We start from the raw sequence: 21,748 nt of genomic DNA, 5'->3' as shown, positions 1-21,748 counted from the left end.
GCGTGGCGTCCCCTCCCTATTTTTTCAAACTATTTGTCTCTGTCTGAAAAAATACCAATGATTTGCAAGATGGAAATGAAGACATTCAAAAAGTCTAAATACAAGCTCACCGCCGCATCAATGGGGCTATCATACATGCCTTTAACGATGTTTTGGGTGTCATAAGCGATATAAAGACTGAATAAAATCGCACTCGCTCCCGCAATGACAACCTGGAACATGGGGCTACCCAAAAACAAGTTAATAAGCGAACACACCACCACCACAATCAAAGCGATAAAGAGCATTTTACCCATATTCGCCAAGTCGTTTTTAGTTTTAAGGGCATACACGCTCATCAAACCAAAAACAATAGTCGTCATGCCTAAAGCTTGCCAAATCGCTCCCAAACCAGCTTTTGCGATCACCATACCCAACAAAGGCACCAGAGTAACCCCTGATAATGAAGTGAAAGCAAACAGCATGAAGAGATTCAATCCGGGTTTGGATTTAGAAAACATCAAACCAAAAAACGCCGCAATTTCAGCGATAAAAAACACCCATTTATACTGCACTACGGCTTGAAAATTCATCAAACCTAATAACGCCCCGATAGTCGCTAGCAACAAACTGCCTGCAAAGAACTTGTAAGTCGTTTTAACAAAACTCACCAGCTCGCTTTCATGCAATAAAGAATTTTCTGCATACGCATTATGAGAATTAGCTCTGTCATACAATGCCATGTTTTACTCCTTGAATTTCAACTCAATAAATAATTTAATTAACCCTACAGCTAGGTCCAAATATAATAGCGCAAAATGTAGTAAAATACCAAACAAAACCCCCTAAAATTGAAATTGAAGTCTGAAAATAGGATAATAGTTACGATGAAAATTTTTATCAATGGATTTGGCCGCATTGGGAGATGCGTTTTAAGAGCGATTTTAGAGCGTAGCGATAACCCTCAACTAGAAGTGATAGGCATCAATGACCCTGCTAATTGGGAAATTCTCGCTTATCTTTTAGAGCATGACAGCGCGCATGGGCTGCTCAATAAAGAGGCGCGTTATTCTAATGGTAAGCTTATTATCGGCTCGTTAGAAATCCCTGTTTTTAATAGCATCAAAGACTTGAAAGGCGTGGATGTTATCATAGAGTGTTCAGGGAAGTTTTTAGAGCCTAAAACGCTAGAAAATTACCTTTTGCTTGGGGCTAAAAAGGTGTTGTTATCCGCTCCCTTTATGGGCGAATACGATGAAAAACAATACCCTACTTTAGTGTATGGGGTCAATCATTTTCTCTATCAAAACCAAGCCATTGTTTCTAACGCCTCTTGCACGACTAACGCTATCGCGCCCATTTGCGCGATTTTAGACAAAGCTTTTAATATTAAAGAGGGCATGCTAACGACCATTCATAGCTACACGAGCGATCAAAAGCTCATTGATTTGGCCCACCCTTTGGATAAACGGCGCTCCAGAGCGGCTGCAAGCAACATTATCCCTACCACCACTAAAGCCGCTCTGGCCTTGCATAAAGTTTTACCCAACCTTAAAAACAAAATGCATGGGCATAGCGTGAGGGTGCCTAGCCTTGATGTGTCCATGATAGATTTGAGTTTGTTTTTAGAAAAAAAGGCCTTTAAAGATCCCATCAATGATTTATTGATTACAGCTTCCAAAGGGGTTTTAAAAGGCGTGTTAGAAATAGATTTAAAAGAAAGGGTGAGTTCTGATTTCATTTCTAACCCTAGCAGCGTCATAATCGCGCCTGATTTGACTTTCACGCTAGAGAATATGGTCAAAATCATGGGGTGGTATGATAACGAATGGGGGTATTCTAATCGTTTGGTGGATATGGCGCAATTCATGTATCATTATTGAGTCATTTTGCGAATCTTTTTGAGTTTGTTTAACATCAAATTGTATAATGTGGGATTTAATAAAAACGATTGGAGTTTTAAATGGCGTTTAAAAAGGCCAGATTGATTTCCAGGTTTATTTCAAAGGGATCTTTCAAATTGAATAAGATCTCAAAGAAAATTTTCACATTGAATCAAATCTTAAAGCGTGAAAAGCCCTTAAAACGCCATAAAAAAACAAAATCCATTAAGAAGCTCTCTAATCGCAACAAATCTTTTTTAAAAGCTTCGGTTTTATTGATAGGAGCGTTAGGGGGGTTATCCCACCTAAGGGCTAACGAATGCCGTTATTGGTCATGGTCGTCTTGGAGTTATCAAGACAATATTGAAAGCGGTCCTAATTCACCCACGCACAACTCTTATTGTCTTTTTAGCAGCACTCAAGGCTCTGGGACTTATTATTTAAACACTCTTACCACTTATAGCGCTGGTGGGGCTAGTTTCACGCAGAAATTCAATAACGGCACGCTTGATATAGGGGGGAATATCCGCTTTGGAGGCACAGGTATTAATGGAGGTGATGTAGGGTATATCACTGGAACTTATGACGCTCAAACGATTAATTTTAATTCTAGCCGTATCACAACCGGAAACTCATACGCTGATGGTGGTGGGGCCACGCTCAATTTTAATGCGACTAACAATATCACTATCAATCAAGCGAGCTTTGATAACAGCGATGCAGGGACACAGCATTCTTACATGAATTTTAAAGGCTCTAACATTAAAGTCAGTGGCTCTAGCTTTACAGATGATACTGATGGGGGCTTTAGTTTCAGCGGTAGTAACAATAATAGCGCTATCTCCTTCAATCAAACGAGCTTCAATCAAGGCACTTATAATTTTAGTAACAGCGCCACTTTAAGCTTTGGTAATAGTAACTTCAATCAAGGCACTTATCATTTTAACAGTGCCCAATCCACTTTTGAAAACAGCAGTTTCAATCAAGGGACTTATAATTTTAATGACAGCGTAAGCTTTAATAATAACACCTTCAATCAAGGCGCTTATAATTTTAATACCAGCAAGGTGAGTTTCTCAGGCATTAACACTTTAAATTCAAGTTCGCCTTTTGCCAGCCTTAAAGGCAGCGTGTCTTTTAATTCTGGTGCGATCTTTAACCTCAATCAAACCCTTAGCGGTAATCAAACCTATGACATTCTCACTATAAACGGAGCGATCCAGTATGGGGTTTATCAAAGCTATTTGTGGGATCTAATCAACTATAAGGGCGATAAAGCCATTAGCCATGTTGAAGTGGGTAATAACACTTATGATGTAACCTTTGATATTAATGGGCAAGATGAAACCTTACAAGAAACCTTTAACAAACAATCCATCATTACCCAATTTTTAGGAGACGATTTACAACAACAAGCCCAACAAACCTATCAAGAGGATGTAGCTAATTCCCAAAATGCTTTGAATAATGTTACTAGCGACAACACGATCGCAAATAACGATACAGGCTACACTCAAAGCAAAAATGCTACTGTCGCTAAAGACGCTCAAGGTTTAGAAAACACCAACCAAAAAATCCAACAAGATGAGCAAGCCTTAGAAAAAGATTTAGCTCAAATCAAACAATTAGCCAACTCCACCACAGGCTTTAACGAGCAAGCCTTCAATCAAGCTCAAAAACAAGAACAACAAGATGAACAAACCTTACAAAATGATGAAAACGCTTTTAACGCTGAGCAAGAGGGATTGGAACAAGCGATACAACAAGCGCAAGCCCAACAACAAAAACAAGAACAACAACAAGCCCAAAAGACCTATCAACAAGACTTGAGTAACTCACAAACTGCTTTAAATAACGCTACTAGCGACAACACGATCGCAAATAACGATACAAGCTACACTCAAAGCAAAAACGCTACTATCGCTACAGACGCTCAAAGTTTAGAAAACACTAACCAACAAATCCAACAAGATGAGCAAGCCTTAGAAAAAGATTTAACCCAAATCAAACAATTAGCCAACTCCACCACAGGCTTTAACGAACAAGCTTTCACTCAAGCGCAAAAACAAGAACAACAAGATGAACAAACTTTACAAAACGATGAAAACGCTTTTAATACGGAACAAGAGGGATTAGAACAAGCGATAGCTAACGCTAAGCCTACAAGCCCTACACCAAATCCAACACCAAGCCATGCACCCACTCCTACAAAACACACAGCGCCAAACACACCTCCTAGTCAAGTTCCGCCCACACCCCCTACTCAAAATTTACCCACAACAAATGTGTGGAATGGGGTTTATTGGCTTCAAAATCAAACTTACTCAAAACAAGGCGTTTATTATATTGATCCCAATCTTTCAGGACAGAGCGGTCAAAACGGCAACACGCTTAACACTTATACAGCTAATTTGTTTGGAAGAAGTTTTGGCGTTAATATCCAAAATGGCACTTTGATCATAGGGAACAATACAGAGAGCGTGAATGATAACGGCTTGATTTGGATAGGGCATGGAGGCTTTGGCTATATCACGGGAACTTTTAATGCGGCTAACATTTACTTGACCAATAATTTTAAAACCGGTGAAGGCGTTTCAAATTCAGATGGTGGGGGAGCGAACATTACCTTTAAAGCAAGCGATAATATCACTATGGATGGCTTGAATTACAATAACGCTGAAACCGTTACTAAAATGATTCAAACGGGGGCCAGTCAGCATTCCTATGCCGTTTTTGACGCTACAAACAATATCAGCGTGACTGATTCCAGTTTTAGCGATATGACTTGGGGGAAATTCAGTTTCACGGCTAAGAACATTTCGTTTTCTAACGCTTCGTTCAGCGGCTTTACAAACCCTGGAGGATCAAGCACTATCAGCGCTAACGCTTCTAATTCTTTAAGCTTTACAGATTCTCGCTTGAATGGTGGGGCAATCTATAATTTGCAGGCTAATAGCCTTATTTTCAACAACACGCAAGCGGTTTTCAATGTCTTGTATTCTAGGGGGACAAGCAATTTTAACGCTACGACACAGCTTTTAGGCAACACGAATTTTACGCTCAGCTCTCAAAGTTTACTGAACTTTAATGGCGATACAACCTTACAAAACAACGCTAATATCACGCTTGGTAATAAAAGTCAAGCCGCTTTTAAAAATTCTTTAACGCTTGATAATAATTCTAATTTAAGTTTAGACAATCAAAGCGTTTTGAATGCGAATAACACAAGCGCTTTTAACAATCAAGCGAGTCTCAATATTTATAACGGGAGTCAAGCGGCCTTTAAAAGCCTCTTTTTTAATGGCGGGACACTCAGTCTTAACGCTAGTAGCAAGCTCAACGCTTCTAGCGCTAGTTTTTCAAACAACACCACTATCAATTTAGACGATAGCGTTTTATCAGCCAATAACACAAGCTCTTTAAACGCTAATATCAATTTTCAAGGTGTAAGCCAAGCCAATTTTGGAGGCAACACGACTATTGATACAGCAAGCTTTAATTTTGACAGCACAAGCTCATTGAATTTTAATAACCTTACGGCTAATGGGGCGTTAAATTTTAATGGTTATGCGCCCTCTTTAACTAAGGCTTTAATGAGTGTTAGCGGGCAGTTTGTTTTAGGGAATAATGGGGATATTAATTTATCTGACATCAACATCTTTGACAACATCACAAAATCTGTAACTTACAACATCCTAAACGCTCAAAAAGGGATTACTGGCATCAGGGGGGCTAATGGCTATGAAAAAATCCTTTTTTATGGCATGAAAATCCAAAACGCTACCTATAGCGATAATAACAACATTCAAACTTGGTCGTTTATAAACCCTCTCAATTCTTCTCAAATCATTCAAGAGAGCATTAAAAATGGGGATCTAACCATAGAAGTTTTAAATAACCCTAACTCGGCTTCTAACACTATTTTTAATATCGCTCCTGAGCTTTATAATTACCAAGCTTCTAAGCAAAATCCTACCGGTTATAGCTATGATTATAGCGACAATCAAGCAGGCACTTATTACCTGACAAGCAACATTAAAGGCCTTTTCACCCCTAAAGGCTCTCAAACGCCTCAAGCCCCAGGCACTTACAGCCCGTTCAACCAGCCTTTGAATAGTTTGAATATCTACAATAAGGGTTTTTCTAGCGAGAATTTAAAAACGCTTTTAGGGATTCTCTCTCAAAATTCCGCCACCTTAAAAGAAATGATTGAATCCAACCAATTAGACAATATCACTAACATCAATGAAGTGTTGCAACTCTTGGATAAGATTAAAATCACCCAAGTGCAAAAGCAAGCGCTCCTAGACACTATCAACCATTTGACTGACAACATCAATCAAACCTTTAATAACGGGAGTCTAATTATAGGCGCTACTCAAGATAATATTACAAACTCTACTAGCTCTATATGGTTTGGAGGCAATGGCTATAGCAGTCCTTGCGCGCTAGATAGCGCCACTTGTTCTTCTTTTAGAAACACTTACTTGGGGCAATTATTAGACTCAACTTCCCCTTATTTAGGCTACATTAACGCTGATTTTAAAGCTAAAAGCATTTATATTACCGGAACAATTGGAAGTGGTAACGCTTTTGAAAGCGGAGGGAGCGCGGATGTAACCTTTCAAAGCGCTAATAACTTAGTGTTGAATAAAGCTAATATAGAAGCTCAAGCCACAGACAATATCTTTAATCTTTTGGGCCAAAAAGGGATTAATGAAATCTTTAATCAAGGGAATTTAGCGAATGTTCTCAGTCAAGTGGCTATGGAAAAAATCAAGCAAGCCGGCGGTTTAGGAAACTTTATAGAAAACGCTCTAAGCCCTTTGAGTAAGGAATTACCCGCTAGCTTGCAAGATGAAACCTTAGGCCAACTTATAGGTCAAAATAACTTAGACAATTTATTGAATAATAGTGGAGTCATGAATGCAATCCAAAACATTATCAGTAAAAAACTAAGCATTTTTGGTAATTTTGTTACCCCATCCATCATAGAAAACTACCTTGCTAAGCAGTCTTTAAAAAGCATGCTAGACGATAAAGGGCTTTTGAATTTTATCGGTGGGTATATAGACGCTTCTGAATTAAGCTCTATTTTAAGCGTGATTTTAAAAGATATTACTAATCCTCCTACAAGCTTGCAAAAAGACATCGGTGTGGTAGCGAACGACTTGTTGAACGAGTTTTTAGGACAAGATGTTATCAAAAAGCTAGAAAGTCAAGGCTTAGTGAGTAATATCATTAATAATATCATTTCTCAAGGCGGGTTGAGCGGCGTTTATAATCAAGGTTTAGGGAGCGTGTTGCCACCCTCTTTACAAAATGCGCTCAAAGAAAACGATTTAGGCGCTCTTTTATCGCCTAGAGGCTTGCATGATTTTTGGCAAAAAGGGTATTTTAACTTTTTAAGCAATGGCTATGTTTTTGTCAATAACAGCTCTTTTAGCAACGCCACAGGGGGCAGTTTGAATTTTGTCGCCAACAAGTCTATTATCTTTAATGGCGACAATACGATTGACTTTAGCAAGTATCAAGGTGCATTGATTTTTGCTTCTAATGGTGTTTCTAATATCAATATCACCACCCTAAACGCTACGAATGGCTTAAGCCTTAATGCGGGTTTGAATAACGTGAGCGTTCAAAAAGGGGAAATTTGCATCAATTTAGCCAATTGCCCCACAACAAAAAACAACTCTTCTGCAAACTCTAGCGTAACCCCCACTAATGAATCTTTAAGCGTGCGCGCTAATAATTTCACTTTCTTAGGTGCAATCGCTTCTAATGGGGTTATTGATTTATCTCAAGTAACAAATAATAGCGTTATAGGCACGCTCAATCTTAATGAAAATGCGACCTTACAAGCCAATAATTTAACAATCACTAACGCTTTTAACAACGCCTCTAACTCTACGGCCAATATTAATGGTAATTTCACCTTAAACCAACAAGCGACTTTAAGCACTAACGCTAGCGGTTTGAATGTCATGGGGAATTTTAACAGCTATGGCGATTTGGTGTTTAACCTCAGCCATTCAGCTAGCCATGCTATTATCAACGCTCAAGGCGTAGCGACAATCATGGCTAATAACAATAACCCCTTAATCCAGTTCAACACTTCTTCAAAAGAAGCCGGCACTTATACGCTTATTGATAGCGCTAAAGCCATTTATTACGGGTATAACAACCAAATCACAGGAGGCAGCAGCTTAGATAATTACCTTAAGCTTTATGCGCTCATTGATATTAATGGCAAGCACATGGTGATGAGCGACAACGGCTTAACCTATAACGGGCAAGCCGTGAATATTAAAGATGGCGGTTTAGTTGTAGGCTTTAAGGATTCTCAAAATCAATACATTTACACTTCCATTCTTTATAATAAAGTGAAAATCGCTGTTTCTAATGATCCTATCAATAACCTACAAGCCCCCACTTTAAAACAATACATCGCTCAAATTCAGGGCGTTCAAAGCGTGGATAGTATTGATCAAGCTGGAGGCAGCCAAGCGATTAACTGGCTCAATAAAATCTTTGAAACTAAGGGAAGCCCTTTATTCGCTCCCTATTATTTAGAAAGCCATTCTATAAAAGATTTAACCACGATCGCTGGAGATATTGCTAACACTTTAGAAGTCATCGCTAACCCTGATTTTAAAAATGATGCCACTAATATTTTACAGATCAACACCTACACGCAGCAAATGAGCCGTTTAGCCAAGCTCTCTGACACTTCAACTTTCGCCCATTCTGATTTCTTGGAACGCTTAGAAGCCCTTAAAAACAAGCGGTTTGCTGATGCGATCCCTAACGCTATGGATGTGATTTTAAAATACTCTCAAAGAAACAGAGTCAAAAATAATGTATGGGCGACAGGAGTTGGAGGGGCTAGTTTTATTAATGGAGGCACTGGAACTTTATATGGTATCAATGTAGGGTATGATAGGTTCATTAAGGGCGTGATTGTGGGAGGTTATGCCGCTTATGGGTATAGCGGGTTTCATGGAAATATCACTCAATCAGGCTCTAGCAATGTCAATATGGGTGTTTATAGCCGAGCGTTTATCAAAAGAAGCGAATTAACGATGAGCTTGAATGAGACTTGGGGATACAATAAGACTTTCATCAACTCTTATGACCCCCTACTCTCAATCATCAATCAGTCTTACAGATACGACACTTGGACGACTGACGCTAAAATCAATTACGGCTATGATTTCATGTTTAAAGATAAAAGCGTTATTTTTAAACCCCAAATAGGCTTAGCCTATTATTACATTGGTTTGTCCGGTTTAAGAGGCATTATGGATGATCCTATTTACAATCAATTCAGAGCCAATGCTGACCCTAATAAAAAATCTGTTCTAACGATCAATTTTGCCCTAGAAAGTCGGCATTATTTCAATAAAAACTCTTATTATTTTGTGATTGCGGATGTGGGCAGAGATTTATTCATTAATTCTATGGGGGATAAAATGGTGCGTTTTATTGGTAATAACACCCTAAGCTATAGAGATGGTGGCAGATACAACACTTTTGCTAGCATTATCACAGGCGGGGAGATAAGGTTATTCAAAACCTTTTATGTGAATGCGGGCATTGGGGCTAGGTTTGGGCTTGATTATAAAGATATTAATATTACCGGAAATATTGGTATGCGCTATGCTTTTTAATGGTATCATTAAAACTATTCTTAACAAACCCAATTCATAGCAGGATCACCCATGCAATTTCCAAAAGCCTTATTTTCTTTACCCTTATTATTTTTATCTTTTTGTATCGCTGAAGAAAATGGGGCGTATGCGAGCGTGGGTTTTGAATATTCTATCAGTCATGCCGTTGAACACAATGACCCTTTTTTGAATCAAGAACGCATCCAAACGATTTCTAACGCTCAAAACCAAATCTATAAACTCAATCAAGTTAAAAATGAAATCACAAACATGCCCAACACCTTTAATTACATCAACAACGCTTTGAAAAACAACTCCAAATTAACCCCTACTGAAATGCAAGCCGAGCAATACTACCTCCAATCCACCCTTCAAAACATTGAAAAAATAGTCACGCTTAGCGGTGGCGTTGCATCTAACCCACAATTAGCCCAAGCGTTAGAAAAAATGCAAGAACCCACCACTAACCCTTTAGAATTTGAAGAAAACTTAAGAAATTTAGAATTGCAATTTGTTCAATCTCAAAACCGCATGCTTTCTTCTTTATCTTCTCAGATCGCTCAAATTTCAAATTCCTTAAACGCGCTTGATCCTAACTCTTATTCTAAAAACATTTCAAGCATGTATGGGGTGAGTTTGAGCGTAGGGTATAAGCATTTCTTTACTAAGAAAAAAAATCAAGGGTTGCGCTATTACTTGTTCTATGACTATGGTTACACTAACTTTGGTTTTGTGGGTAATGGCTTTGATGGTTTGGGCAAAATGAATAACCATCTCTATGGGCTTGGGATAGATTATCTTTATAATTTCATTGATAACGCAAAAAAACATTCTAGCGTGGGTTTTTATGTAGGCTTTGCTTTAGCGGGGAGTTCGTGGGTAGGGAGTGGTTTAGGCATGTGGGTGAGCCAAACGGGTTTTATCAACAATTATTTGACTGGTTATCAAGCTAAAATGCACACGAGTTTTTTCCAGATCCCTTTGAATTTTGGGGTTCGTGTGAATGTCAATAGGCATAATGGCTTTGAAATGGGCTTGAAAATCCCTTTAGCGGTCAATTCCTTTTATGAAACGCATGGCAAAGGGTTAAACACTTCCCTCTTTTTCAAACGCCTTGTGGTGTTTAATGTGAGTTATGTTTATAGTTTTTAGGGGGGTAAATGCCTTCAAACGCTCTTTTGATTGAAGAAATCGCTCGCTTAGTCAATGTTTCTCATAGCAGCGTGCATAACTGGATCAAAACCAATCTTTTAGAGAAACTAGAGATTGATCGTAAAATTTATGTGAAAACGAGCTCTTTTTTAGATTTTTGCCGCAACCATTTAGGGAAAAACAAGCTTAACAAATACGCTAACAAATCCTTAAAAAGCACGCACAACCATCAAGAATTGATTTTAAAATACCTAGAAATGTTAGAAAATAGCTCTGATTTAGAAAAGTTGGGTTCTCATTATGAAGAAGAACTTTCTAACACCACCAGAAATTTAGAAGGCATTTACTACACTCCTAATAAGATAGTGAAACAACTTTTCACTCTCCCTAAAGATTTTGATACCTCCCAAGCGATTTTTTGCGATCCGGCTGTGGGGAGCGGGAATTTTATCATGCATGCTTTAAAACTGGGTTTTAAGGTTGAAAATATTTATGGCTATGATACGGACGCTTTTGCTATCGCTTTGACTAAAAAGCGTATTAAAGAGCGTTATCGTTTAGATTGCCCTAATATCATGCAAAAAGATTTTTTAAATTTAAAACACACCCCACAATTTGATTGCATTTTCACTAACCCTCCATGGGGCAAGAAATACAATCAAAACCAAAAAGAAAATTTCAAACAGAAATTCAATCTCTCTCAAAGCCTAGATAGCGCGTCGCTCTTTTTTATGGCGAGTTTGAATTGCTTAAAAGAAAACGCTCATTTGGGGCTATTATTGCCCGAAAGTTGTTTGAATATTGATGCGTTTAGCAAAATGCGAGAAATGGCTCTGAAGTTTCAAATTAGAAGCCTGATTGATTTTAACAAACCCTTTAAAACCCTAATGACTAAGGCTGTGGGTTTGGCGCTTAAAAAAGCCCCTAACAAGGATCAAAAAATCTCATGCTTTTATCAAAATAGTGAGTTCAAACGCTCGCCTTCTTCTTTTTTCAACAACCCTAAAAAGATTTTTAATATCCATTGCTCTAATAAAGAAAATAAAATTTTAGACCACCTTTTTTCCATTCCCCATATGACTTTAAAAAATAACGCTCATTTTGCTTTAGGGATTGTTACAGGTAACAATAAAGAAAAATTACACTCCAAACAAGAAAAAAATACCATTCCTATTTTTAGGGGTTCAGATATTTTAAAAGACAGATTAAAAGCCCCTAGCCAATTCATTAACGCTGATTTAAAAGACTGCCAGCAAGTCGCTCCCTTAAGCCTTTATCAGGCTAGAGAAAAAATCGTGTATAAATTCATTTCTTCAAAGCTTGTCTTTTTTTATGACAATGAGCAACGCCTTTTTTTAAACAGCGCGAACATGTTTGTTTTAAAAGAAAATTTCCCTATCAACGCTCATGCGTTAAAAGAATTGTTAAACAGCGATTTAATGCAATTCATTTTTGAATCGCTTTTTAAAACGCATAAAATCTTAAGAAAAGATTTGGAATGTTTGCCCCTATTTGCGCAATTTATTAACAATAGTTTTGATGAAAAATTTTATTTAAAAAATTTAGGGATAGAAAAAAAATACCCTAAACATTTCACAATCAGGAAAAACCATGCATGTTGCTTGTCTTTTGGCTTTAGGGGATAACCTCATCACGCTTAGCCTTTTAAAAGAAATCGCTTTCAAACAGCAACAGCCCCTTAAAATCCTAGGCACTCGTTTGACTTTAAAAATCGCCAGGCTTTTAGAATGCGAAAAACATTTTGAAATCATTCCTATTTTTGAAAATATCCCCGCTTTTTATGACCTTAAAAAACAAGGCGTTTTTTGGGCGATGAAGGATTTTTTATGGTTGTTGAAAGCAATTAAAAAGCACAAAATCAAACATTTGATTTTGGAAAAACAGGATTTTAGAAGCGCTCTTTTAGCCACATTCATTCCCATAACCGCTCCTAATAAAGAAATTAAAAATGTTTATCAAAACCGCCAGGAGTTGTTTTCTCAAATTTATGGGCATGTTTTTGATAACCCTTTATATCCCATGAATTTAAAAAACCCCAAAAAGATTTTAATCAACCCTTTCACAAGATCCATAGAGCGAAGTATCCCTTTAGAGCATTTAAAAATCGTTTTAAAACTTTTAAAACCCTTTTGTGTTACGCTTTTAGATTTTGAAGAACGATACGCTTTTTTAAAAGATAAAGTCGCTCATTATCGCGCTAAAACCAGTTTAGAAGAAGTTAAAAACCTGATTTTAGAAAGCGATTTGTATATAGGGGGGGATTCGTTTTTAATCCATTTGGCTTACTATTTAAAGAAAAATTATTTTATCTTTTTTTATAGGGATAATGACGATTTCATGCCGCCTAAGAATGAAAATTTTCTAAAAGCCCATAAAAGCCATTACATAGAACAGGATTTAGCTAAAAAATTCCGCCATTTGGGGCTATTATAATATTGTGTTATACTTCTAATTTCAATTTTGCTTGTTAGGACATTCATGAAAAATATTAGAAATATCGCTGTAATCGCGCATGTTGATCATGGGAAAACCACTTTAGTGGATGGCTTGCTTTCTCAATCTGGCACATTTAGTGAGAGGGAAAAAGTGGATGAAAGGGTGATGGATAGCAACGATTTAGAGAAAGAAAGAGGGATCACTATCCTGTCTAAAAACACCGCTATTAATTACAAAGACACTAAAATCAATATCATTGACACTCCCGGGCATGCTGATTTTGGGGGCGAAGTGGAGCGCGTTTTAAAAATGGTGGATGGGGTGTTGCTTTTAGTGGATGCTCAAGAAGGGGTCATGCCTCAAACTAAATTCGTGGTTAAAAAGGCTTTGAGTTTTGGGATTTGCCCTATTGTGGTGGTGAATAAAATTGATAAGCCTGCCGCTGAACCGGATAGGGTGGTGGATGAAGTTTTTGACTTGTTCGTAGCGATGGGAGCTAGCGATAAGCAATTGGATTTTCCTGTCGTGTATGCTGCTGCTAGAGATGGTTATGCGATGAAAAGTTTAGACGATGAAAAGAAAAATTTAGAGCCTTTGTTTGAAACGATTTTAGAGCATGTGCCAAGCCCTAGCGGGAGCGTTAATGAGCCTTTGCAAATGCAAATTTTCACGCTTGATTATGACAATTATGTGGGTAAAATCGGTATCGCTAGAGTGTTTAATGGCTCGGTTAAAAAGAATGAAAGCGTGCTGTTGATGAAAAGCGATGGGAGTAAAGAAAATGGCCGTATCACTAAGCTTATAGGCTTTTTAGGGCTGGCTAGGACTGAGATTGAAAACGCTTATGCGGGCGATATTGTAGCGCTTGCTGGGTTTAACGCAATGGATGTGGGCGATAGCGTCGTTGATCCCAATAACCCCATGCCTTTAGATCCCATGCATTTAGAAGAGCCTACGATGAGCGTGTATTTTGCTGTCAATGATTCGCCCTTAGCCGGGTTAGAAGGAAAGCATGTTACTGCTAATAAGTTGAAAGACAGGCTCTTAAAAGAAATGCAAACCAATATCGCTATGAAATGCGAAGAAATGGGCGAAGGCAAGTTTAAAGTGAGCGGGCGTGGGGAATTGCAAATCACTATTTTAGCTGAAAATTTACGCCGTGAAGGGTTTGAATTTAGCATTTCACGCCCTGAAGTCATCATTAAAGAAGAAAACGGCGTCAAATGCGAGCCTTTTGAGCATTTGGTGATTGACACGCCCCAAGATTTTAGCGGGGCTATCATTGAGAGATTAGGCAAAAGAAAAGCCGAGATGAAAGCGATGAATCCCATGAGCGATGGCTATACAAGATTAGAATTTGAAATTCCTGCAAGAGGGCTTATCGGTTATAGGAGCGAGTTTTTAACCGACACTAAGGGCGAAGGCGTGATGAATCATAGCTTTTTGGAATTCCGCCCTTTTAGCGGGAGCGTGGAATCGCGCAAAAATGGGGCGCTAATCAGCATGGAAAATGGCGAAGCGACCGCTTTTTCCCTTTTTAATATCCAAGAAAGAGGCGCGCTTTTTATCAACCCTCAAACGAAGGTTTATGTGGGCATGGTTATTGGCGAACACAGCCGGGATAATGATTTAGATGTCAATCCTATCAAATCCAAGCATTTAACCAACATGAGAGCGAGCGGGAGCGATGATGCGATCAAACTCACCCCGCCTAGGACTATGGTGCTAGAAAGGGCGTTAGAATGGATTGAAGAAGATGAGATTTTAGAAGTTACCCCCTTGAATTTGAGGATCAGGAAAAAGATTTTAGACCCTAACATGAGAAAAAGGGCGAAAAAATAGGTAATTTGTATAAAGTAGCAGATATTTTTTGTGGTGCTGGAGGATTGAGCTATGGCTTTTCTGTGCATCCCCATTTTGAATTAATATGGGCTAACGATATAGACCAAGACGCTATTTTAAGCTATCAAGCTAACCATAAAGAGACGCAAACCATTTTATGCGATATTGCGCAACTTCATTACCACAACTTGCCATGCGTTCCAATTGACATTCTACTAGGCGGACCACCATGCCAGAGCTACTCCACGCTTGGCAAAAGAAAAATGGATGAAAAAGCGAATCTGTTTAAAGAATATTTACGGATCTTAGATTTAGTGAAACCAAAAATATTTGTTTTTGAAAATGTGGTGGGTTTAATGTCTATGCAAAAAGGGCAATTGTTCCAACGAATTTGTAACGCTTTTAAAGAGAGAGGTTATATTTTAGAGCATGCCATTTTAAACGCCCTAGATTATGGTGTGCCTCAAATGAGAGAGCGAGTGATTTTAGTGGGTGCGCTTAAAAGTTTTAAACAAAAATTCCACTTCCCTAAACCCATAAAAACGCATTTTTCTCTAAAAGACGCTTTAGGGGATTTACCACCCATTCAAAGCGGTGAAAATGGCGATGCTTTAGGTTATCTTAAAAATGCGGATAATGTTTTTTTGGAATTTGTGCGGAATTCTAAAGAATTAAGTGAGCATAGCAGTCCTAAAAACAATGAAAAACTGATAAAAATCATGCAAACGCTAAAAGACGGGCAGAATAAAGATGATTTGCCAGAAAGTTTACGCCCCAAAAGCGGTTATATTAATACCTATGCCAAAATGTGGTGGGAAAAACCAGCCCCCACCATTACGAGAAATTTTTCTACCCCAAGCAGTTCTAGGTGTATCCATCCAAGAGACTCTAGAGCGTTAAGCATTAGAGAGGGGGCAAGATTGCAAAGTTTTCCTGATAATTATAAATTTTATGGGAGCGCTAGCGCTAAAAGATTGCAAATTGGTAATGCCGTGCCGCCTTTATTGAGTGTAGCGCTCGCTCATGCTGTCTTTGATTTTTTAAGGGGTAAAAATGTTTGATAATAACGATTTTAAAGGTTATAGAAATTTATTGGGTTTTAATTCTCAAAATGCGTTTAAGGAATTTTTAGGCGCTAAAGACATACAACCTTGCGTTGATTTTAATTATTTAAACGCGCTCAAAAAAAGGCTTATTGAAATTTTTAGCGCTATCAATAGTATTTATTGTTTTAAATATAATGGGTATGAATTGGAATGCTTTTTTAAAAACTCCATAGAGCGAGTGTTTTCAAAGATAGTGGACACTCATATTATTTATAAGCTGAATAATCAAGGCAGAAGACCTGAAGAAGTTTGTTTTTCTTGGATGCGTGGGTTTTTGGTAGCGGAGTTTTTTAAGGATTTTATCGCTTGTCTTTTTGGTGTGCAAAAAGAAACCATCAAATTTTTTGGTGGCGATAATTTTGAGAGCATAGAAAGCTTTAAAAGAAGTCCTAAAGCCGATTTTTTGTTAGACAATCATTTATTACTAGAAGTTCAAAGCGGATTTCAAGGGATCAATGACATTAAAGAACATAAAGTTTTAGAAGCTAAAAGGCGTTTGATAACGGATAAAATTCCTACTATTGTGGTGCATTTTGACCTGTTTAACGGGCAAGTGGCATGCGTAGAAATTTCTAAAATCAAAGACAATGATTTGAATTGGATAACCCGCCAACAAATGGAAGGGCAGAGCGTTTTTAATATTTCGCAAAACTTTTTTGATCACAAAATTACAGAAATGCCTAATAAACCGCTTTTATAAAAATCAATAGCATAAACCAACAATAGCATAATACGGAATAAAATATTAGGATAATAGCATTAAAAAGGTGGTAGATGGATTGAATGTCCGTTATTTTTGCCTGATATTCAGCGTGAGTGTGTGTGCCTCAAATAAGATGGCGAGTGATTTTGAGTAGGCACACTTAAAAGCTTTAAGCAAAAATCCCACTCCCCCAAACCCATAAAAACGCATTTCTTCAATCAACTTATATTTTGATTTGCCTTAGCCTTTTTATTGCCTCCTATTAAAAGTGATCCCATAGACTTCATTCCTGATTTGGAATAAGGGATCAGTAGGGGCTTCTACGCCTTTAGGGAGATCGGCTGGGAAATACACATCTTTATTGCAACCCATTCCTTCGTATTTTTCAACTTTCAAGGTCCCCACCAATAATTCCTTATGCTTGCCTTTCCAAAGTGCGGTCGTGTCGTTGGTGGCATCATTTTTATTCGCAAACACCAGATACATTTGGTATTCTACGGGCTTAGTTTTAAGGTGTTGTTGGAATGAAGAAAGCAGATAATTTGAATCTTTTTGCTTTAATTCTTGGGGGTTAAGATACTTGATGCCGTCTTTAGGCACAAATTTCCATCTCGCAGATAATAATTTCTCTTTCTTATCTTTAAACCTGAACGCATGCACGCTATAATAAGGCGTGTTAGCCACGCTTGAGCTAATCCCTATCGTTTTGGTGTAAGCGGCAAAATTCTTATAAGAGGGGACTTCTTCATAAAGCTTTTTGATTCTTGCTTCATCCACCTTGCCATTTTTAGGGATTCTCATCTCAAAAAATTGGGCGAATTCGTTAGGGTTTTTGGCAAAATTGATTTCTGTATTGAGCATCACCATTGTCCAACTAGCGTTTTGGTTTTCTAATTTTAACGCCATTCCCCTAACTTTGCTTTTATCATCCATCGCCACGCCTCCTAAAGAATACCTTACAGACGCAGGGATTTCTTTTTCATTGAGTAATGGCACATCTAAATCCTCTCTTGCTTGCAAGTTAGGGAGGAACACGCCTTTAGCGCAAAACCCCTTAGTGTGGTTGATTTTCATTTTAGGCTCTTTGGCGTTGAGTTTGTAGAAAATATCCGCAATCTCTTCAGCGCTCACTTCATGGGCTTTTAAAAAACCCAAGCTAAAAACCAAACACAAGCTCAAACCAATTTTTTTCATTCTTGATCCTTATTATTATTCTTATATAAAACAATGCTTTTTATTGTATCAGTAAATTCTCTATTGAGTCTTAAAAAAGCCTTTTTTAAATATCTTATTAGGATCTTAAAAGATTATCCTATCCATTTGCATGCGATGAGCGAGCTTTTAAGGATAAACTTGTGTTTTAAATTTTGTGATTTTTAAGAAAAATTAGCTTGATTTTAAACTAATTCTATATTCTTTTATGCTACAATTATTTCTACAGAGTAATTTATCTATTCTCAGGTAAAGTAAGGAAGAGGAATGAAATTAAAGAAACGAAAAGTTGTAGCTACATTGCTAAAGCGTTTTACCTTGCCACTATTGTTCACTACGGGTTCATTAGGGGCGGTTACTTATGAAGTGCATGGGGATTTTATCAATTTCTCCAAAGTGGGTTTTAACCATTCGCCTATTAACCCTGTTAAAGGTATCTACCCCACAGAAACTTTTGTTAACCTTACGGGTAAGCTAGAGGGGTCTGTGCATTTAGGTAGGGGATGGACCGTGAATTTAGGCGGTGTTTTGGGCGGACAAGTTTATGATAGCACTAGGTATGACAGGTGGGCAAAGGATTTTACCCCCCCAAGCTATTGGGATAAAACTTCTTGTGGCACTGTTTCTTCAGAGCTTTGTATGAATGCGACTAAGATGTGGCAACAGCAAGGGCCAGGTGGTGTCATTAACACTAGAGGTATTGGTTGGGAATATATGGGTGAGTGGAACGGCTTGTTCCCTAACTACTATCCGGCTAACGCTTACTTGCCTGGGCATTCAAGGCGCTATGAAGTTTATAAAGCGAATTTGACCTATGATAGCGATAGAGTCCATATGGTAATGGGGCGCTTTGATGTTACTGAGCAGGAGCAAATGGATTGGGTTTACCAATTGTTCCAAGGTTTTTATGGGACTTTCAAGCTCACGAATAAGATGAAGTTCTTGCTCTTTAGCTCTTGGGGTCGTGGTATCGCTGATGGTCAGTGGTTGTTCCCTATCTATCGTGAAAAGCCTTGGGGTATTCATAAAGCCGGTATTATTTATCGCCCTACAAAGAATTTAATGATCCACCCTTATGTGTATCTTATCCCAGAAGTAGAAACAAATCCCGGTGTTAAAATAGAGTATGATACCAATCCGGGGTTTAGTGGTAGGGGCATTAGGAATAGAACGGCTTTCTATGCGTTATACAGCTATCGTTGGAATAACGCTGAATACGGTCGTTACGCGCCCGCTCGTTATAACACTTGGGATCCGTTCTTGGATAATGGTAAGTGGCGTGGCTTGCAAGGTCCTGGTGGTGCGACGCTCTTTTTACGCCACCATATAGATATTAACAACTACTTTGTGGTTGGTGGTGCTTATCTCAACATTGGTAACCCTAACATGAACTTAGGTACTTGGGGTAACATCATCGCTGTGGATGGTATCGAACAATGGGTTGGCAGTATCTACAGCTTAGGGTTTGCGGGGATTGACAACATTACCGACGCTGACGCGTTCACTGAGTATGTTAAAGGTGGAGGCAAGCATGGTAAGTTTAGTTGGAGCGTTTATCAACGCTTCACTACCGCTCCAAGGGCTTTGGAATATGGTATTGGTATGTATCTAGACTATCAGTTCAGCAAGCATGTTAAAGCGGGTCTCAAACTCGTATGGTTAGAGTTCCAAATCCGTGCGGGTTACAACCCTGGAACCGGTTTCCTTGGGCCAAACGGACAGCCACTTAACTTGAATAATGGTTTGTTTGAATCTTCTGCGTTCGCACAAGGTCCTCAAGACATGGGTGGCATTAAAAAGAGTATTACCCAAGACAGAAGCCATTTGATGACACACATTAGTTATAGTTTCTAAGAGAGTTTCCCTATCTCTTAGATATGCCTTTTTTGTATTTTTATTTTAATATCTTTGGGAGTTAGGGTTTTGGAAATTAAGAAATATTTTTCTTACTCTCTATTTTTTTTGCTTTTTTTTAGTCTTTTTTTGTCCAAACTTCAAGCTTATAAATTCAACATGAGTATTGTTGGAAAGGTGAGTAGCTATACTAAGTTTGGCTTTAACAACCAAAGATACCAGCCTTCTAAAGACATTTATCCTACAGGTAGTTACACTTCTTTACTCGGCGAATTGAATTTAAGCATGGGTTTATACAAGGGCTTGAGGGCAGAAGTGGGGGCGATGATGGCAGCGCTTCCCTATGACTCTACCGCCTATCAAGGCAACAATATCCCTAATGGCCAGCCCGGCTCTAGGACCGATCCTTTTGGGGCGGGTATCTTTTGGCAATACATTGGCTGGTATGCAGGGCATAGCGGTTTAAATGTGCAAAAACCTCGTTTAGCCATGGTGCATAACGCTTTTTTGAGCTACAACTACAAAAAAGACAAATTCAGTTTTGGCGTGAAAGGGGGGCGCTATGATGCTGAAGAGTATGATTGGTTCACTTCTTACACTCAAGGGGTTGAAGGCTTTGTCAAATACAAAGACACCAGGTTAAGGGTGATGTATTCAGACGCTAGGGCTTCAGCGTCAAGCGACTGGTTTTGGTATTTTGGGCGTTACTATACAAGCGGTAAGGCTCTAATGGTGGCTGATTTGAAATACGAAAAAGACAATCTAAAAATCAACCCTTATTTTTATGCGATCTTTCAAAGAATGTATGCGCCAGGCATTAATATCACTTATGACACCAACCCTAATTTCAACAATAAGGGCTTTCGTTTTGTAGGCACTTTCGTGGGGTTTTTCCCCATTTTTGCCACTCCAGCTAATCAAAATGATATTATCCTATTCCAACAAGTGCCGTTAGGAAAGAGCGGGCAAACTTATTTTTTCCGCACTCGTTTTTATTATAACAAGTGGCAATTTGGGGGTAGCGTCTATAAAAATATCGGTAACGCTAATGGTGATATAGGTATTTATGGGGATCCTTTGGGGTATAACATTTGGACGAATAGTATTTATGACGCAGAAATTAACAATATTGTTGGCGCTGATGTTATTAACGGGTTTTTATATGTAGGCTCACAATATAGGGGGTTTAGTTGGAAAATTTTAGGCCGTTGGACGGATAGCCCAAGGGCTGATGAAAGGAGTCTCGCGCTCTTTTTGAGTTATTTTTCTAATAAGTATAATATTAGAATGGATTTGAAACTAGAATATTATGGCAATATCACCAAAAAAGGCTATTGTATTGGGTATTGTGGCATGTATGTTCCAACCGATCCTAACGGGCCTGGGACACAGCCTTTAACGCACAATGTGTATTCTGACAGGAGCCATATAATGTTTAACATTACTTATGGTTTTAGGATTTACTAGCATTTTATCCTTAATGGATATTTTTGATTAGCCTTTTTAAAATATTGAAAGGCTCTGCTCCAATCAAATATTAATACTCAAAAAGCCTTATTTAAATTTATTATTCAATCTTTAATACACTAAAATGAAACACCACACCCTACGCAGTTTTTCAACAAGCTAAACGAGTTTAAAGACGAGGTTTTTACCACGCCAAAGGCTAAAGAATACATTGACATAGCGAGCGGTTTTCATAAGCTTTTCAAAAACGACGCTAAGATCGCCGAGAGCCTAAAGCCCGCTATCACGAAAAACTTAAGCCAAGGATTAGCGACCACTCTAAGCGGAGCGTTAAAATACCAATGGACTAAATTCACTTTAGGAACGCTTTATAGAAACGCGCCCGATCGCATTTTAGGCGTGAAATTACCCAAAACTAACGCC

At 38.3% G+C, this 21,748-nt stretch carries 12 protein-coding genes and 1 pseudogene; 10 read left to right on the top strand and 3 right to left on the bottom strand.

Features of this window, described 5'->3' with window-relative positions; genetic code table 11:
• Positions 1-29: 29 nt before the first annotated feature.
• Positions 30-722 carry a Bax inhibitor-1/YccA family protein gene (locus tag BZK24_RS05900; RefSeq protein WP_001240261.1) on the bottom strand — a complete coding sequence of 231 codons (693 nt, stop codon included), beginning with the start codon at positions 720-722 and terminating at the stop codon, positions 30-32.
• A gap of 144 nt (positions 723-866) precedes the next feature.
• On the opposite strand from BZK24_RS05900, the gene gap reads away from it, so the two are divergent.
• From gap to BZK24_RS05860, 8 genes are all read left to right on the top strand, one after another.
• Complete coding sequence (gene gap, locus BZK24_RS05895; RefSeq protein ID WP_077656863.1) at positions 867-1,862, top strand: type I glyceraldehyde-3-phosphate dehydrogenase; 996 nt, start codon at positions 867-869, stop codon at positions 1,860-1,862.
• An 80-nt stretch (positions 1,863-1,942) separates the two neighbouring features.
• Positions 1,943-9,532: a vacuolating cytotoxin domain-containing protein gene (locus tag BZK24_RS05890; RefSeq protein ID WP_077656862.1), complete on the top strand. Its 7,590-nt coding sequence runs from the start codon at positions 1,943-1,945 to the stop codon at positions 9,530-9,532.
• 51 nt (positions 9,533-9,583) lie between these two features.
• Positions 9,584-10,684 (top strand): Hop family outer membrane protein HopJ/HopK, encoded by a 1,101-nt coding sequence (hopJ, locus tag BZK24_RS05885; RefSeq protein ID WP_077656861.1) that lies wholly within the window; start codon positions 9,584-9,586, stop codon positions 10,682-10,684.
• A gap of 8 nt (positions 10,685-10,692) precedes the next feature.
• Positions 10,693-12,330 (top strand): class I SAM-dependent methyltransferase, encoded by a 1,638-nt coding sequence (locus tag BZK24_RS05880; protein ID WP_077656860.1) that lies wholly within the window; start codon positions 10,693-10,695, stop codon positions 12,328-12,330.
• Positions 12,296-13,138, top strand: coding sequence for a glycosyltransferase family 9 protein (locus tag BZK24_RS05875; RefSeq protein ID WP_077656859.1), 843 nt, complete (start codon positions 12,296-12,298; stop codon positions 13,136-13,138). The genes BZK24_RS05880 and BZK24_RS05875 overlap by 35 nt, the downstream gene beginning before the upstream one ends.
• Before the next feature lie 45 nt (positions 13,139-13,183).
• Positions 13,184-14,983 (top strand): translational GTPase TypA, encoded by a 1,800-nt coding sequence (typA, locus tag BZK24_RS05870; protein WP_077656858.1) that lies wholly within the window; start codon positions 13,184-13,186, stop codon positions 14,981-14,983.
• A gap of 5 nt (positions 14,984-14,988) precedes the next feature.
• Positions 14,989-16,044, top strand: coding sequence for a DNA cytosine methyltransferase (gene dcm, locus BZK24_RS05865; protein WP_077656857.1), 1,056 nt, complete (start codon positions 14,989-14,991; stop codon positions 16,042-16,044).
• Complete coding sequence (locus BZK24_RS05860; RefSeq protein ID WP_077656856.1) at positions 16,037-16,789, top strand: restriction endonuclease; 753 nt, start codon at positions 16,037-16,039, stop codon at positions 16,787-16,789. The genes dcm and BZK24_RS05860 overlap by 8 nt, the downstream gene beginning before the upstream one ends.
• Positions 16,790-17,041: 252 nt before the next feature.
• On the opposite strand, the gene BZK24_RS05855 is transcribed toward BZK24_RS05860, so the two are convergent.
• Positions 17,042-17,986, bottom strand: a complete 945-nt coding sequence (locus tag BZK24_RS05855; protein WP_077656855.1) for a catalase family peroxidase — start codon at positions 17,984-17,986, stop codon at positions 17,042-17,044.
• Positions 17,987-18,271: 285 nt separating this feature from the next.
• Here BZK24_RS05855 and BZK24_RS05850 point away from each other — a divergent pair, with 285 nt between their 5' ends.
• Together BZK24_RS05850 and hofD are read left to right on the top strand one after the other, a co-directional pair.
• A complete protein-coding gene (locus BZK24_RS05850) occupies positions 18,272-19,858 on the top strand; it encodes an outer membrane family protein (protein ID WP_077656854.1) in 1,587 nt (528 codons plus the stop codon).
• A 69-nt stretch (positions 19,859-19,927) separates the two neighbouring features.
• A complete protein-coding gene (hofD, locus tag BZK24_RS05845; RefSeq protein WP_162979315.1) occupies positions 19,928-21,325 on the top strand; it encodes an outer membrane beta-barrel protein HofD in 1,398 nt (465 codons plus the stop codon).
• Positions 21,326-21,555: 230 nt separating this feature from the next.
• Here the strand turns inward: hofD and BZK24_RS10040 are convergent.
• Positions 21,556-21,738: pseudogene (locus BZK24_RS10040) on the bottom strand (hypothetical protein).
• Positions 21,739-21,748 lie beyond the last annotated feature (10 nt).

The organism is Helicobacter pylori, assembly GCF_001998165.1.
Lineage (GTDB): Bacteria > Campylobacterota > Campylobacteria > Campylobacterales > Helicobacteraceae > Helicobacter > Helicobacter pylori_DL.
The sequence above is the reverse complement of the archived record's forward strand: the minus strand, read 5'-3'. Positions and strand labels throughout refer to the sequence as shown.

Excerpts from the sequence above, each read along its gene's own strand:
- BZK24_RS05900 (WP_001240261.1), bottom strand. The coding sequence starts at position 722 with ATGGCATTGTATGACAGAGCTAATTCTCATAATGCGTATGCAGAAAAT.
- BZK24_RS05875 (WP_077656859.1), top strand. The coding sequence starts at position 12,296 with ATGCATGTTGCTTGTCTTTTGGCTTTAGGGGATAACCTCATCACGCTT.
- BZK24_RS05850 (WP_077656854.1), top strand. The coding sequence starts at position 18,272 with ATGAAATTAAAGAAACGAAAAGTTGTAGCTACATTGCTAAAGCGTTTT.
- typA (WP_077656858.1), top strand. The coding sequence starts at position 13,184 with ATGAAAAATATTAGAAATATCGCTGTAATCGCGCATGTTGATCATGGG.
- hopJ (WP_077656861.1), top strand. The coding sequence starts at position 9,584 with ATGCAATTTCCAAAAGCCTTATTTTCTTTACCCTTATTATTTTTATCT.
- BZK24_RS05860 (WP_077656856.1), top strand. The coding sequence starts at position 16,037 with ATGTTTGATAATAACGATTTTAAAGGTTATAGAAATTTATTGGGTTTT.
- BZK24_RS05890 (WP_077656862.1), top strand. The coding sequence starts at position 1,943 with ATGGCGTTTAAAAAGGCCAGATTGATTTCCAGGTTTATTTCAAAGGGA.
- BZK24_RS05880 (WP_077656860.1), top strand. The coding sequence starts at position 10,693 with ATGCCTTCAAACGCTCTTTTGATTGAAGAAATCGCTCGCTTAGTCAAT.
- BZK24_RS05855 (WP_077656855.1), bottom strand. The coding sequence starts at position 17,986 with ATGAAAAAAATTGGTTTGAGCTTGTGTTTGGTTTTTAGCTTGGGTTTT.
- gap (WP_077656863.1), top strand. The coding sequence starts at position 867 with ATGAAAATTTTTATCAATGGATTTGGCCGCATTGGGAGATGCGTTTTA.